Here is a 12479-nt window from a genome sequence, read left to right as displayed (position 1 = left end):
AAGTCGTAGGGTGGGCAAAGGCGCAACGCGCCGTGCCCACCATGCTTCATACCGAACGTAAGCGGTGGGCACGCTTCGCTTTGCCCACCCTACGATACCTTCCCCGTGGTTAGCCGGGGAAGGTATAGGCGGTCTTCACGGTCGTGTAGAACTCGCGCGCATAGGAGCCCTGCTCGCGGGCGCCGTAGCTCGAGCCCTTCCGACCGCCGAACGGCACGTGATAGTCGACGCCGGCTGTCGGCAGATTGACCATCACCATGCCGGACTCGCTGTTGCGCTTGTAGTGCGAGGCGTATTTCAGGCTGGAGGTGCAGATGCCGGAGGCGAGGCCGAACTCGGTGTCATTGGAGATCGCCAGCGCTTCCTCGTAGTTCTTGGCGCGGATGACGGCGGCGACGGGGCCAAAAATCTCCTCACGCGCGATGCGCATGTTGTTGTTGGCTTCGGTGAACAGCGCCGGCTGGAGGTAGTGGCCGGGCGTCTCGCGCTTGAGCAGCTCGCCGCCGAAGGCGAGCTTGGCGCCCTCGTCCTGGCCGATCTTGATGTAGCGCAGGTCCTGGTCGAGCTGGCTCTGGTCGACCACGGGACCGATATGCACGCCGGCCTTGAGCGCGTCGTCGACCGAGAGGCCGTTCAGGCGCTCGGCCATCGCGGCGACGAAGCGATCGTGGATGCCTTCGGTCACGATCAGGCGGGAGGAGGCGGTGCAGCGCTGGCCGGTCGAGAAATAGGCGCCGTTGACGGCGACCTCGACAGCGGTCTTGAGGTCGGCGTCGTCGAGTACGACCAGCGGATTCTTACCGCCCATCTCGAGCTGGAACTTCTTCATCGGGTTCGACAGCACGCAGGCCTGCGCGATCTTGCGGCCGGTCTGCACCGAGCCGGTGAAGGAGATCGCGGCAACATCGGGGTGATCGAGCAGGGTCTGGCCGACCACGGAGCCGGAGCCGACCACGAGGTTGAACACGCCGGCGGGAATGCCGGAGCGGGTGATGATCTCGGACAGCGCATGCGCCGAGCCCGGCACCAGCTCAGCCGGCTTGAACACCACGGTGTTGCCGTAGCAGAGCGCCGGCGCGATCTTCCAGGCGGGGATCGCGATCGGGAAATTCCAGGGCGTGATCATGCCGATGACACCGACCGGCTCGCGGGTGAGCTCGACGTCGAGGCCGGGGCGCACCGAGGCACCCTTCTCGCCGATCAGCCGCAGCGCCTCGCCGGCGAAGAATGCAAAGATCTGGCCGGCGCGGGCGACCTCGCCGATGCCTTCCGGCAGGGTCTTACCTTCCTCGCGCGCCAGCAGGCGGCCGAGCTCTTCCTTGCGGGCGAGGATTTCGAGGGAAATCTTGTTCAGCGCGTCATAGCGCGCCTGCGGGGTCGACTGCGCCCAGGCGGGGAAAGCGGCCTTGGCTGCCGCGATCGCCTTCTCGGTCTGCGCCTTGTCGGCCTTGGCGTATTCGCCGACGAGGTCGTTGGTGTTGGAGGGGTTGATGTTCTTGGTGACGCCGGAGCCGTCGACCCATTCGCCGCCGATGAAGTTTTTCAGGATCGCAGTCATCGTTTTTTCCTCCAAGGAAGGTTTCTTAACGCACGAGGCACGGACGCTTGTCGTCGAAGGTCCAGCCGGGGATCAGGTCCTGCATGGCCATAGCGTCATCACGGGCGCCAAGTCCATGCTGCTTGTAGAGCTCATGCGCCGCTTCGACGGCGGCGCGGTCGATCTCGATGCCGAGGCCCGGACGCTCCGGCACGGCGATCTTGCCGCCCCTGATCTGGAGCGGCTCCCTGGTGAGCGCCTGGCCGTCCTGCCAGATCCAGTGGGTGTCGATCGCGGTGACCTTGCCGGGGGCCGCGGCGCCGACATGGGTGAACATCGCGAGCGAGATGTCGAAGTGGTTGTTGGAGTGCGAGCCCCAGGTCAGGCCGTTGTCGCGGCAGGTCTGGGCAACGCGCACCGAGCCTTGCATGGTCCAGAAGTGGGGATCGGCCAGCGGAATGTCCACCGCCCCGAGGCGCAGCGCATGGGAGAGCTGGCGCCAGTCGGTGGCGATCATGTTGGTCGCGGTCGGCAGCCCCGTGGCGCGGCGGAACTCGGCCATGATCTCGCGGCCGGAAAAGCCGCCTTCCGCGCCGCAGGGGTCCTCGGCATAGGCGAGGATGCCGTGCATATCCTTGCAGAGGCTGACAGCTTCGTCGAGCGACCAGGCGCCGTTGGGGTCGAGCGTGACGCGTGCGTTGGGGAAGCGTTTGGCGATGGCCGTGACGGCCTCGATCTCCTGCTCGCCGCGGAGCACGCCGCCCTTGAGCTTGAAGTCGGCGAAGCCGTAATGATCGTGGGTGGCTTCGGCGAGCCGCACCACCGTCTCGGGCGTCATCGCCTCCTGATGGCGGAGGTTGAACCAATCCGGCTTGCCGGTCTCGCCGCTGACGTAAGCGAGCTTCGATTTGCGGCGGTCGCCGACGAAGAAGAGGTAGCCCAGCGTCTCGACGCTCTTGCGCTGCTGGCCTTCGCCGAGCAGCGCTGCAACCGGAAGATCGAGATGCTGGCCGAGCAGATCGAGCAGCGCGGATTCGATCGCCGTGACCGCATGGATCATGACGCGCAGGTCGAACGTCTGCTTGCCGCGGCCGCCGGCATCGCGGTCGGCGAAGGCGGTGCTGATATCGGCGAGGATGTTGTTCATCGCGCCGACGGTCTTGCCGATCACGAGATCACGGGCATCCTGCAGCGTCTGCCAGATCTTTTGCCCGCCCGGCACCTCACCAACGCCGGTGTGACCGGCATTGTCGGTGAGAATGACGATGTTGCGGGTGAAGAACGGCGCATGCGCGCCGCTCAAATTGAGGAGCATGCTGTCGCGACCCGCGACCGGGATCACCTGCATCGATGTGACGACCGGCGCGCCGGCGACTGGCGCGCCTGAAACTACGACCATCAGCTGCTCCTCCCGTGTTGCCTGTTATTCTGCCGCCTGTTGTGTCGATCGTGCGGCGGACAGATTTTGCACGAGCGCGGTCAGTTCCGCCATCTCCTGCTCGGTCAGATCGGTGAGCGGCGGGCGGACCGGACCGGAATCGCGGCCGATCACCTTCATGCCGGCCTTGATGATCGAGACCGCATAACCCTTCTTGCGGTTGCGGATTGCGATCAGCGGCAGGATGAAGTTCTTCAAGCCGGCATTGATCGTCTCGTGGTCGCGCTTGCGCACCGCGGCGTAGAACTTGGTGGCGAATTCCGGCACGAAGTTGAACACGGCCGAGGAATAGGTCGTCACGCCCATGTCGAGATAGGGCAGCGCGAAGGTCTCGGCCGTCGGCAGGCCGCCGACATAGGTGAGGCGATCGCCGAGCTTGGTGTAGACGCGGGTCATCAGCTCGATGTCGCCGATGCCGTCCTTGTAGCCGACGAGGTTCGGGCAGCGCTCGGCGAGGCGGGCCAGCGTGTCGGGCTGGAGGATGGCGTTGTCGCGGTTGTAGACGATCACGCCGATCTTGACGGATTTGCAGACCGCCTCGACATGGGCGGCGAGGCCGTCCTGCTCGGAATGGGTGAGATAGGGCGGCAGCAGCAAGAGGCCATCGGCGCCGGCCTTCTCGGCACCAACAGCGATCTCGCGCGCGGTGGCGGTGCCGTAGCCGGTGCCGGCGAGCACGGGCACGCGGCCCTTGGTCTCGTCAACGGCGATCTTGACGACCTGCGGAACCTCGCTCGGCGTCAGCGAGAAGAACTCGCCGGTGCCGCCGGCGGCGAACAGGCCGGCGACGTCATAGCCGCACAGCCAGTCCATGTTGGCGCGGTAGGTCGCCTCGTCGAAGGAATAGTCCGCCTTGAAGGGCGTGACGGGGAAGGACAGGAGGCCCGATCCGATCTTCTGGGCCATTTCCTGCGGGGTCATCTTGCTCATGGGCGCTGCTCCCTGATTGCGTGTTGTGGAGGACGCGGGCCGAAAGCCTGCGCGTCCATGCGCCGTTATTTAGGAGACGGTTCGATGCGCGTCCAAGCCAAAGCCTATATCGACCGATGCGGATTGAGCATCAATCCTCCGCCACCTCCGCGGAGGACAATTCGCCGGCGATTTTGACCAGCGCCGACAGCAGCGGATTCTCGTCGTCGCGGCGCCAGACCATGAACAGTTCGACTGGCACGCGGTTGCGCAGCTTCAGCGGCCGTAGGCGGACATCGGAGATCTTCAGGCCGGCGGCGGCGGCCGGCACGATGGCAAGACCGAGGCCGGCGCGCACCATTGCGAGGATCGAATGGATCTGGCTGAGGTGCTGGACATAGCGGGGCAGCACGTCGGAACGCGTGAATTGCGCCACCAGGAGATCGTGGAAATAGCGGCTCTCATAGGGCGAATACATCACGAAGGGCTGGTCGTCGAAGTCCTTGATGGTGATGCTCTCGGCATTCGCCAGCGGATGCTTCTTCGGGATCGCGGCGAGCAGGGGCTCGGCGACGACGCGGCGGCTGGTGAGCTCGGGGCGTGCGATCGGCGGCCGCAGCAGGCCGGCGTCGATCTGGCCCGAGGTCAGCGCCTCGAACTGATCGCCGGAGACCATCTCCTTCAGCGAGAAGTCGACCTCGGGCAGCTTGGCGCGGCAGGCCGCGACGAGCTCGGGAAGGAAGCCGTAGGCGGCGGCCGCGGTGAAGCCGATCTTCAGCGAGCCGGTCTTGCCGAGCGCGATGCGGCGGGCGACCTGCGAGGCGCTCTCCGCAAGCTTCAGGATCCGCCGTGCCTCGGGCAGGAAGCTGCGGCCCGCAGGCGTCAGGCGCACCGAGCGGCTGGTGCGCTCGAGCAGCGGCGCATCGATGATGTGCTCGAGCACCTGGATCTGCCGCGACAGCGGCGGCTGGGTCATGTTCAGCCGCGCGGCGGCGCGGCCGAAATGCAATTCCTCCGCAACTGTCACGAAGCAGCGGAGCTGGTTGAGGTCGAACATCGATACATGCCTTAGATGGATAAGGCGTTTCCCCGGCACTTCTAGCATCGATCACCCCCAAAACAAAGACGGCGGCTGAAGAAGCCGCCGTTGAGTTGCCTGTCCCACTCCGATCACTCGGAGCGCTCAGGAGGAACGTTTGAGCACCACCCGCTCGATCTTGCCGACGATCACGAGATAGGCGAATGCGGCTACCAGCGCGTTGGCACCGACGAACACCAGCGCGCCGTTGAAGGAGCCGGTGGCCGCCAGGATGTAGCCGATCACGATCGGGGTAGAGATCGAGGAGAGGTTGCCGAAGGTGTTGAAAAGGCCGCCGGAGACGCCGCCGGCTTCCTTGGGCGAGGTGTCGGAGACGACCGCCCAGCCGAGTGCGCCGATGCCCTTGCCGAAGAAGGCGAGCGCCATGAAGCCGACCACCAGCGCCTGTCCGTCGACATAGTTGCAGGCGATGATCGACATCGACAGCAGCATACCGCCGACGATCGGGATCTTGCGCGCCATGGTCAGCGAGCCGGTCTTGCGCAGGATGGCGTCGGAGATGACGCCGCCGAGCACGCCGCCGATGAAGCCGCACAGCGCCGGCAGCGTCGCGACGAAGCCGGCTTGCAGGATCGACAGGCCGCGCTCCTTGACGAGGTAGACCGGAAACCAGGTCAGGAAGAAATAGGTCAGCGTGTTGATGCAGTACTGGCCGAGATAGACGCCGAGCATCATGCGATTGGAGAGCAGCTGGCGGATGTGGTCCCATCTCGGGCCGGAGTCCGGCGCGCGCTCGTCCTTGGGCGCGTCGAGGTCGACCAGCGCGCCGCCTTCCTTGATGTAGTCGAACTCGGCCTCGTTGATGCCGGGGTGCTCCTTCGGACCATAGACGGTCTTGATCCAGACGAGGCCCATGACGACGCCGAGCGCGCCCATCACGAAGAACACGTAGCGCCAGCCGTAATCGTGCGCGATCCAGCCCATCAGCGGCGCGAAGATCACGGTCGCGAAATACTGCCCCGAATTGAAGAACGCCGAGGCCGTGCCGCGCTCATTGCCGGGAAACCAGGCCGCGACGATGCGGGCGTTGGCGGGAAAGGAAGGTGCTTCAGCGACGCCGACAAGGAGGCGAAGCGCGAACAGCACGGTGATGGCAGCGCCGGCGCTGAGGAAGCCGACCCAGCCCTGCATCAGCGTGAACAGCGACCAGATGATAATGCTGAAGGCATAGACGAGGCGCGAGCCGTAACGGTCGAGCAGCCAGCCGCCCGGCACCTGCGCCACGACATAGGACCAGCCGAAAGCCGAGAAGATCCAACCCATGGCGACGGGATCGAGATGCAGCTCCTTGGAGAGCGCGGGGCCCGCGATCGACAGCGTGGCGCGGTCGGCATAATTGACGGTGGTGACCAGGAACAACATGGTCACGATGAACAGCCTGACGCGAGACCTTCTCACGTCCGCTGCGGACACCACTGCGCTCATCACGCGCCTCCTTAGAACTCGAAATGTTTCCTCACGGCGACTCCTAGAGGCGCGCGCGGCAAAGTGTCCAAGTTCAAGGCAGTATCGATCGATGCCGTTTTTGGATTGATGGAACGGCAGGTGGAGGGAACGATAGTGCGGTGACGCGAATGTGCGATGGTGATGCGCGAGATTGTGCCAAGCGCTCCACTGTCATTCCCCGCGAAAGCGGGGAATCCAGTACGCCGCGGCCTCTCGATTCAATCATCGCCGTCACGGCGTACTGGATCGCCCGATCAAGTCGGGCGATGACACCGAATGTGTGGGAGCAGCGTCGTGCTACTGCTGCGCGCCCGGCAACAGCGGCGCGAGAAGACTGCGCGTGACGCCCGGCGGCACCGCGTCCAATCCGAGCACGCTGCTCGCAGCCGGCAGAGTGGCATCCGCCATCGCGGCGTGACCCTCCGCGCTCGGATGCACGGCGCCGCCATAGACGGCGGAGAGCACGCCCCAGGTGGCATCGTGGATGTCGGTTGGCTGGCTCGCCGCCGGCAGGCCTTGCGGATAGGTCATCGCGGCGAAATAGCTGTCATTCGCATCGCGGATCCAGCGTGCGCGCGGCAGGTAGGCGCGATACTCCGATGCACCGCGGCCGCACAGCATCGGCTGGCTCGCCGCGCTCACGATATCGGGATTGAAGCTCTGGCCGTTCTCGGCGAAGCAGGTGCGATCGAATTCGGGATCGTTCCCCGAATGCGCGCAAAAACCGTGGTCGGCGAACGCTGCCTGGTGCGAGTCCACGAAGGTCATGCGGTCGGCTTCGGGATCGCGGCACAGCGCGCCCCGCGTGCAGGTGGCGAGCCCCTTCAGTTGCGGCAGGAATTCGGTGTCGACGAAGGTCGAGACGCGGGCGAGGCGCTGCGGATCGGCGTTGAAGGACGGATGGATGTCGAACCCGGCGCGGCCGCCGCGGCAGGGCACGCCGCCATCGGCGAGCGCGGGATTGGCGTAGGACACGTAGACCACGTGCGAGAGGTCGCCTCCGACCAGCGGCTTCAGCGCCTCGCGCAACTTGACGAAATTCTGCGGCAGCTCGCGTGCCAGCGCATCGCGGGAATCGTCGACGCTCGCCATCACGCCGGAGCGGCGGAACAGCGCGCGCTCGGTCGCGGTGTCGACGATGACGTCGGCGACGAGGCCGGAGAAGTAGACGTCGTTGGCGCCGACCGAGAGCAGCACGAGGTCGAGCGTGCGGTCGGGCTGCCGCTTCCTGGCGGCGGTGAGCGCCTCGCGCAGCTCGGCGACCTGGGCGTTCACGCTGGTGTTGCAGACGCCGGTCTTGCCGGGCGGGCATTCGCGGGCGCGCTGCGAGCCCAGGAGGCCGTCGCCGATGCTGGCGCCGGTGCAGGCGAGCGGCAGAAAGGTCACCGCGATGTGGGTGTAGCGCACCGCGAGCGCCAGCGCGGTGCGGGCCTGGTAGCTGTAGAGCGAACGATGGCAGGGCGAATTGAACCAGAGCGCGCTGTAGCGCTGCCAGTTGGCGAGCGTATCCGGCGCCTCGCAGGCGCGGCCGCCTTTATAGCCGGCCCGGCTCGGCCGGTAATATTGGCCGCCGGCGGCAGTACCGAGATAGGAGCGGAAGCAGAATCCTTCGTCCGACAACGGCAGCGGCCGGTCCGGATTGCCTTCGCCGGAGGCGATGCTGTCCCCGAGGCCCGCAACGAAGATGTCGCGGACCTGGATCTCGGTCTGGACGCGCTGGGTCGGGTCGGAACCGGAGGAGACGTCGACGCTCGCGACCGTCTGCTTGCCGTAGCGAACCCGCAGATTGATCGGCTCGGCGCAATCGAAAGTCGAGGTCTGCGGCCCGTCGCCGTCGTCGAACGACCAGGCGCAGGTGGCGCCGACCGGCACCGCGCCGGCCAGGCGCACGGTCACCGGGTGATCGGTCGGGGTGAGGTAGTTCTCTTTGACGTTGTCGCGGGTGCAGGGCTGGTTGACGCGGCCCTGGAGGTCAATGCAGAGCCGGTTGACCATGTTGCGGGCCCAGCCGCGGCCCTCGCTCTGGAGCTCCAGCGACTGCTCGGCGGCGAGGATGCTGCGGTTACGTGCGTTCTCGACGTGGAGCAGGAAGTCGCGCTCCTCGCGGAACAGGCGGAAGCGGTTGCGCACCTCCCAGGATATTTGCATCGCGCCGGCGTCCTGCGCGGCGGCGCGCTCGGGCGGCAAAGACGTCAGAATGCCGGCAAGCAGCACGAGGCCTGCGGCGAAGGTACGAAAGGAAAAAGGGATCATGGCCCGCGTGTTCAACGGCAAAGTTGAGGCGGAAATAAGAGAGGATCGCTGCCCCGTCCGCAACCTTAGTCTGACCCGCTTTAACGCTTGCTGGCCTGCCGCAATGATCGCTCGCGCTCCATCGCTGCCACCTGCTTGGGCAGGTTGGCCTGGGCGCAGGCCTCGGCCAGCCGCCGCCGTTCCTGCCAGGGCTGGACCACGTTCATCCACAGCTCGCGCGCGCCCATGATGGAGATGGCGAGGCCGAACGGGATCACGAAATAGAGGATGCGGAAGACCAGCAGGGTCGCCAGAAGCTGCTCGCGGCCGAATTCGGGCAGCGCGACCAGCATGGCGACATCGAACACGCCGATCGAGCCGGGCGCGTGGCTGGCAAAACCGATCAGCGTCGCCAGGATGAACACCACCGCCAGCGACATGAAATCGATCGGCGGATTGGCTGGCATCAGCAGGTACATCGCCGTTGCGCAGAAGCCGAGATCGACCACGCCGATCAGGATCTGGACCAGCGTCAGCGGCGCCGAGGGCAGCACGACCTTCCAGCCCTTCTGGCCGAGTTCGCGGCGCTTCTCGCCCATGCAGAGCCAGACCAGATAGGCGCCGATCGAGGCGAGGCCGCCGAGCCCGATCAGCCGGTTGATCGACGACGGCAGTTGATCCATCGACGAGGCGGCATCCGGATGGATGACCATGCCGATCGAGAGCACGAAGATGTTACCGAGCCAGAAGGTCAGGCCGGACAGGAAGCAGATTTTCGCGACGTCGATCGCGTTCAGCCCGTAGTCCGAATAGATCCGGAAACGGATCGCGCCGCCGGTAAAGACGGTGGCGCCGATGTTGTGGCCGATCGAATAGGACGTGAAGCTGGAGAGTGCTGCGATGCGATAGGGCACATGCTTCTTGCCGATCGTTCGCAGTGCAAAATAATCGTAAAAGGTCAGCGTACAGAACGCGAAGACGACGCAGATCGCCGCCAGCCCGATATTGCCGCGGGGAATCTCGGTCAACGCGGTCAGGATGACGCCGGTATCGATGTCCTTGAGAGTGCGCACAAGCGTCGTGATCGCGAAGGCGATGATGAAGACGCTCGCAGCAACGCCGAGCCGTCGCCAGCCGATCCATCTCTTGAAGCCGCGTTTCAGCGCGGGCAGCAGTCCGTGCATTCATCCTCCCGGCGGGGGGCAAGACCGACCAGGCCAGACATTGGCCGGTCGGGCGCGATCACTGCCCGAAATGGGCTTCGATCGCTAGGCATGATGTAGCTCATTTAAGGCAAAAACAGCGACTTGTGCAGCCCTTGACAAGGATAGGTTCTGCGTCGGACCGGCCGCTTTTGTCATATCTGGTTCATATCGGCCGCGCGTTAAGCATATGAGTCGAGGCACCTGCCCGGATCGCGCGTCCGTGTGTTGACATGGTTTCGTATCCGATCGCGATCGGCATTGTTCCAACGCAAGCAATACGGGTTTTTTGGAACGTCGGTGCAATGCGCTGGTTAGCGCTCCATCAGCAATCGAACATGGCGGAATAATCGGCTTTTCGTGCAAGCCGACGCCTCCGTGTTCCCGAAACCGAGAGGATCGGAACGATGGGACTGTTCACAAAAGACATCAAGACCATGAACGACCTGTTCGTGCATCAGCTTCAGGACATCTATTATGCCGAGCAGCAGCTCACCAAGGCGCTGCCGAAAATGGCAGATAAGGCCACCGATCCGCAGTTGAAGCAGGGCTTTTTGACGCACCTCGAGGAAACCAAGCAGCACGTCGCGCGCCTCGAGGAAGTGTTCAGGATGCACGGCGCGCAGGTGAAGGCGGTCGACTGCCCGGCCATCGACGGCATCATCGAGGAAGCCGACGAGACCGCCGGCGAAGTCGCCGACAAGGCGGTGCTGGACGCCGCGCTGATCAACGCGGCGCAGGCCGCGGAGCATTACGAGATCGTGCGCTACGGCAGCCTGATCGCCTGGGCCAAGCAACTCGGCCGCAACGACTGCGCCACCGTGCTCGCCAAGACGCTGGAAGAAGAGAAGGCGACCGACAAGAAGCTGACCACGCTCGCCGAGAGCAAGGTGAACCTGCGCGCGGCAAGCTAGCGGGCGCAGCCGGGAAGGTACGCGCAGGACTTCTGTTCCTGCAGCATCGCCCACCTGCGCGGGCGATGACACCGCGGATGTGGTGAGACCGGCAAACGCACATCCATCATTCGGTCATTGTCGAAGCATGATGGCGGGCTGAAGGCGTATGTTTCGCATGGGGCTGCAAACCGAGGTGGCAGCATGCGAGCGAGTACCATCAAATATGAAACGCTAGCCGGCGCGCCGCGTGCCGGCTCGCGCCTTGCGACCTCCCTCACGCTTGCCGCGATGAGCCTCGGCTATGGCGTGGTGCAACTCGACGTCACCATCGTCAACACCGCGCTGGATGCGATGGGCAAAACGCTCGGCGGCGGCGTCGCCGAGCTGCAATGGGTGGTCAGCGCCTACACCATCGCCTTTGCCGCTTTCATTCTGACCGCCGGTGCGCTCGGCGACCGCATCGGCGCCAAGCGCATCTTCATGGCGGGGTTCGCCATCTTCACCGCGGCCTCGCTCGCCTGCGCATTGTCCCCCGATGCGGCCGTGCTGATCGCAGCGCGGCTGGTCCAGGGGCTGGCGGCGGCAATCCTGGTGCCGAATTCGCTGGCGCTGCTCAATCATGCCTATGCCGACGACCGCGAGCGCGGCCGCGCCGTGGCGGTCTGGGCCGCCGGCGCGAGCCTGGCACTTACGGCCGGTCCCTTCGTCGGCGGCGCGCTGATCACGCTGGTTAGCTGGCGCGCGATCTTCCTGGTCAATCTGCCGATCGGTCTTGCCGGCCTGTGGCTGAGCTGGCGCTACGCCAGCGAGACCACGCGGGCACGCTCGCGCGAGATCGATCTGCCCGGCCAGATCGCTGCGATCGGTGCGCTGGGCGCGCTCGCCGGCGCGATCATCGAGGGTGGCTCGCTCGGCTGGAGTCATCCAGCCGTGATCGCGGCCTTCGTTGCCTCAGCCGCGTTGGCGGTGCTCTTCGTCTGGCGCGAGAGCCGCACCGCGCAGCCGATGCTGCCGCTGTCGCTGTTCAGTCACCGCCTGTTTACCCTGACCACGATCGTCGGTCTCCTCGTCAACGTCGCGATCTACGGCCTGATCTTCGTGCTGAGCCTGTATTTCCAGAGGATCAACGGGCTGTCGGCATGGTGGACCGGGCTCGCCTTCGTGCCAATGATGGGTGCGGTGCTGCCGGTCAATTTGCTGGCGCCGCGTCTGGCCGAACGCATCGGCTCGTGCCCGACCATCGTGGTCGGCGCCTGCATCTCGGCGCTCGGTTGTCTCGGCCTGCTCTGGATCGAAGCCGGGACCAGCTACTTCGCGATCTTTGCGCAGATGATCGCGATCAGCGGTGGACTTGGCCTGCTGGTGCCGCCGCTGACCTCCACCTTGCTCGGCAGCGTCGACAAGGCGCGCTCCGGCATCGCCGCCGGCGTCCTGAACGCGACGCGGCAGACCGGCAGCGTGCTCGGCGTCGCGCTGTTCGGCTCGCTGGTGGCCTCGGACAGTGCCTTCATGATGGGCCTTCACCAGTCGCTAATCATATCGGCGGCCGTCCTGCTGCTCGCCGCCGCCGTGATCGGCCTCGGCTCATATGCAGCTGATGACGCGAAGGCGTGAGGGGACTCAATGTGAGCGATCCCACACATTCCCTGTTCACCATTACTGGAACCGGTACATAGCCGGTTACCGACTGTCCATCTCTGCCGGTTCTAGTGCGGTTGGA

9 protein-coding genes are annotated in these 12479 nt (G+C 65.3%); 2 read left to right on the top strand and 7 right to left on the bottom strand.

All coding sequences use genetic code 11. From position 1 onward, the window contains the following. Positions 1 to 109: 109 nt before the first annotated feature. From NLM25_RS30065 to NLM25_RS30035, 7 genes are all read right to left on the bottom strand, one after another. Complete coding sequence (locus tag NLM25_RS30065; protein WP_254121317.1) at positions 110 to 1558, bottom strand: aldehyde dehydrogenase family protein; 1449 nt, start codon at positions 1556 to 1558, stop codon at positions 110 to 112. A 25-nt stretch (positions 1559 to 1583) separates the two neighbouring features. Then, positions 1584 to 2936, bottom strand: coding sequence for a glucarate dehydratase (gene gudD, locus NLM25_RS30060; RefSeq protein WP_254139390.1), 1353 nt, complete (start codon positions 2934 to 2936; stop codon positions 1584 to 1586). Positions 2937 to 2960: 24 nt separating this feature from the next. Next, a complete protein-coding gene (kdgD, locus tag NLM25_RS30055) occupies positions 2961 to 3905 on the bottom strand; it encodes a 5-dehydro-4-deoxyglucarate dehydratase (RefSeq protein WP_254121315.1) in 945 nt (314 codons plus the stop codon). Positions 3906 to 4035: 130 nt separating this feature from the next. Next, the gene (locus NLM25_RS30050) at positions 4036 to 4941 is read right to left on the bottom strand and encodes a LysR substrate-binding domain-containing protein (protein WP_254139389.1); all 906 of its coding nucleotides are present in this window, start codon (positions 4939 to 4941) and stop codon (positions 4036 to 4038) included. Between the two features lie 126 nt (positions 4942 to 5067). Beyond that, positions 5068 to 6408 (bottom strand): MFS transporter, encoded by a 1341-nt coding sequence (locus NLM25_RS30045; RefSeq protein WP_254121313.1) that lies wholly within the window; start codon positions 6406 to 6408, stop codon positions 5068 to 5070. A 318-nt stretch (positions 6409 to 6726) separates the two neighbouring features. Then, positions 6727 to 8682, bottom strand: a complete 1956-nt coding sequence (locus tag NLM25_RS30040; protein ID WP_254139388.1) for a hypothetical protein — start codon at positions 8680 to 8682, stop codon at positions 6727 to 6729. 80 nt (positions 8683 to 8762) lie between these two features. After that, positions 8763 to 9845: a YbhN family protein gene (locus NLM25_RS30035; protein ID WP_254121311.1), complete on the bottom strand. Its 1083-nt coding sequence runs from the start codon at positions 9843 to 9845 to the stop codon at positions 8763 to 8765. 425 nt (positions 9846 to 10270) lie between these two features. Here NLM25_RS30035 and NLM25_RS30030 point away from each other — a divergent pair, with 425 nt between their 5' ends. Together NLM25_RS30030 and NLM25_RS30025 are read left to right on the top strand one after the other, a co-directional pair. After that, positions 10271 to 10777, top strand: coding sequence for a ferritin-like domain-containing protein (locus tag NLM25_RS30030; RefSeq protein ID WP_254139387.1), 507 nt, complete (start codon positions 10271 to 10273; stop codon positions 10775 to 10777). A gap of 183 nt (positions 10778 to 10960) precedes the next feature. Continuing rightward, positions 10961 to 12373: an MFS transporter gene (locus NLM25_RS30025; protein WP_254139386.1), complete on the top strand. Its 1413-nt coding sequence runs from the start codon at positions 10961 to 10963 to the stop codon at positions 12371 to 12373. Positions 12374 to 12479: the final 106 nt, after the last annotated feature.

Origin of the sequence: Bradyrhizobium sp. CCGB01 (assembly GCF_024199795.1) — a bacterium.
GTDB lineage: Bacteria > Pseudomonadota > Alphaproteobacteria > Rhizobiales > Xanthobacteraceae > Bradyrhizobium.
Note: the sequence above shows the minus strand (reverse complement) of the source record. Positions and strands in the feature narration are given on the sequence as shown.

What these genes read in the sequence shown, in the direction of transcription:
- NLM25_RS30035 (WP_254121311.1), bottom strand. Translation starts at nt 9,845, where the DNA reads ATGCACGGACTGCTGCCCGCGCTGAAACGCGGCTTCAAGAGATGGATC.
- NLM25_RS30045 (WP_254121313.1), bottom strand. Translation starts at nt 6,408, where the DNA reads ATGAGCGCAGTGGTGTCCGCAGCGGACGTGAGAAGGTCTCGCGTCAGG.
- NLM25_RS30025 (WP_254139386.1), top strand. Translation starts at nt 10,961, where the DNA reads ATGCGAGCGAGTACCATCAAATATGAAACGCTAGCCGGCGCGCCGCGT.
- NLM25_RS30030 (WP_254139387.1), top strand. Translation starts at nt 10,271, where the DNA reads ATGGGACTGTTCACAAAAGACATCAAGACCATGAACGACCTGTTCGTG.
- NLM25_RS30065 (WP_254121317.1), bottom strand. Translation starts at nt 1,558, where the DNA reads ATGACTGCGATCCTGAAAAACTTCATCGGCGGCGAATGGGTCGACGGC.
- kdgD (WP_254121315.1), bottom strand. Translation starts at nt 3,905, where the DNA reads ATGAGCAAGATGACCCCGCAGGAAATGGCCCAGAAGATCGGATCGGGC.
- NLM25_RS30040 (WP_254139388.1), bottom strand. Translation starts at nt 8,682, where the DNA reads ATGATCCCTTTTTCCTTTCGTACCTTCGCCGCAGGCCTCGTGCTGCTT.
- gudD (WP_254139390.1), bottom strand. Translation starts at nt 2,936, where the DNA reads ATGGTCGTAGTTTCAGGCGCGCCAGTCGCCGGCGCGCCGGTCGTCACA.
- NLM25_RS30050 (WP_254139389.1), bottom strand. Translation starts at nt 4,941, where the DNA reads ATGTTCGACCTCAACCAGCTCCGCTGCTTCGTGACAGTTGCGGAGGAA.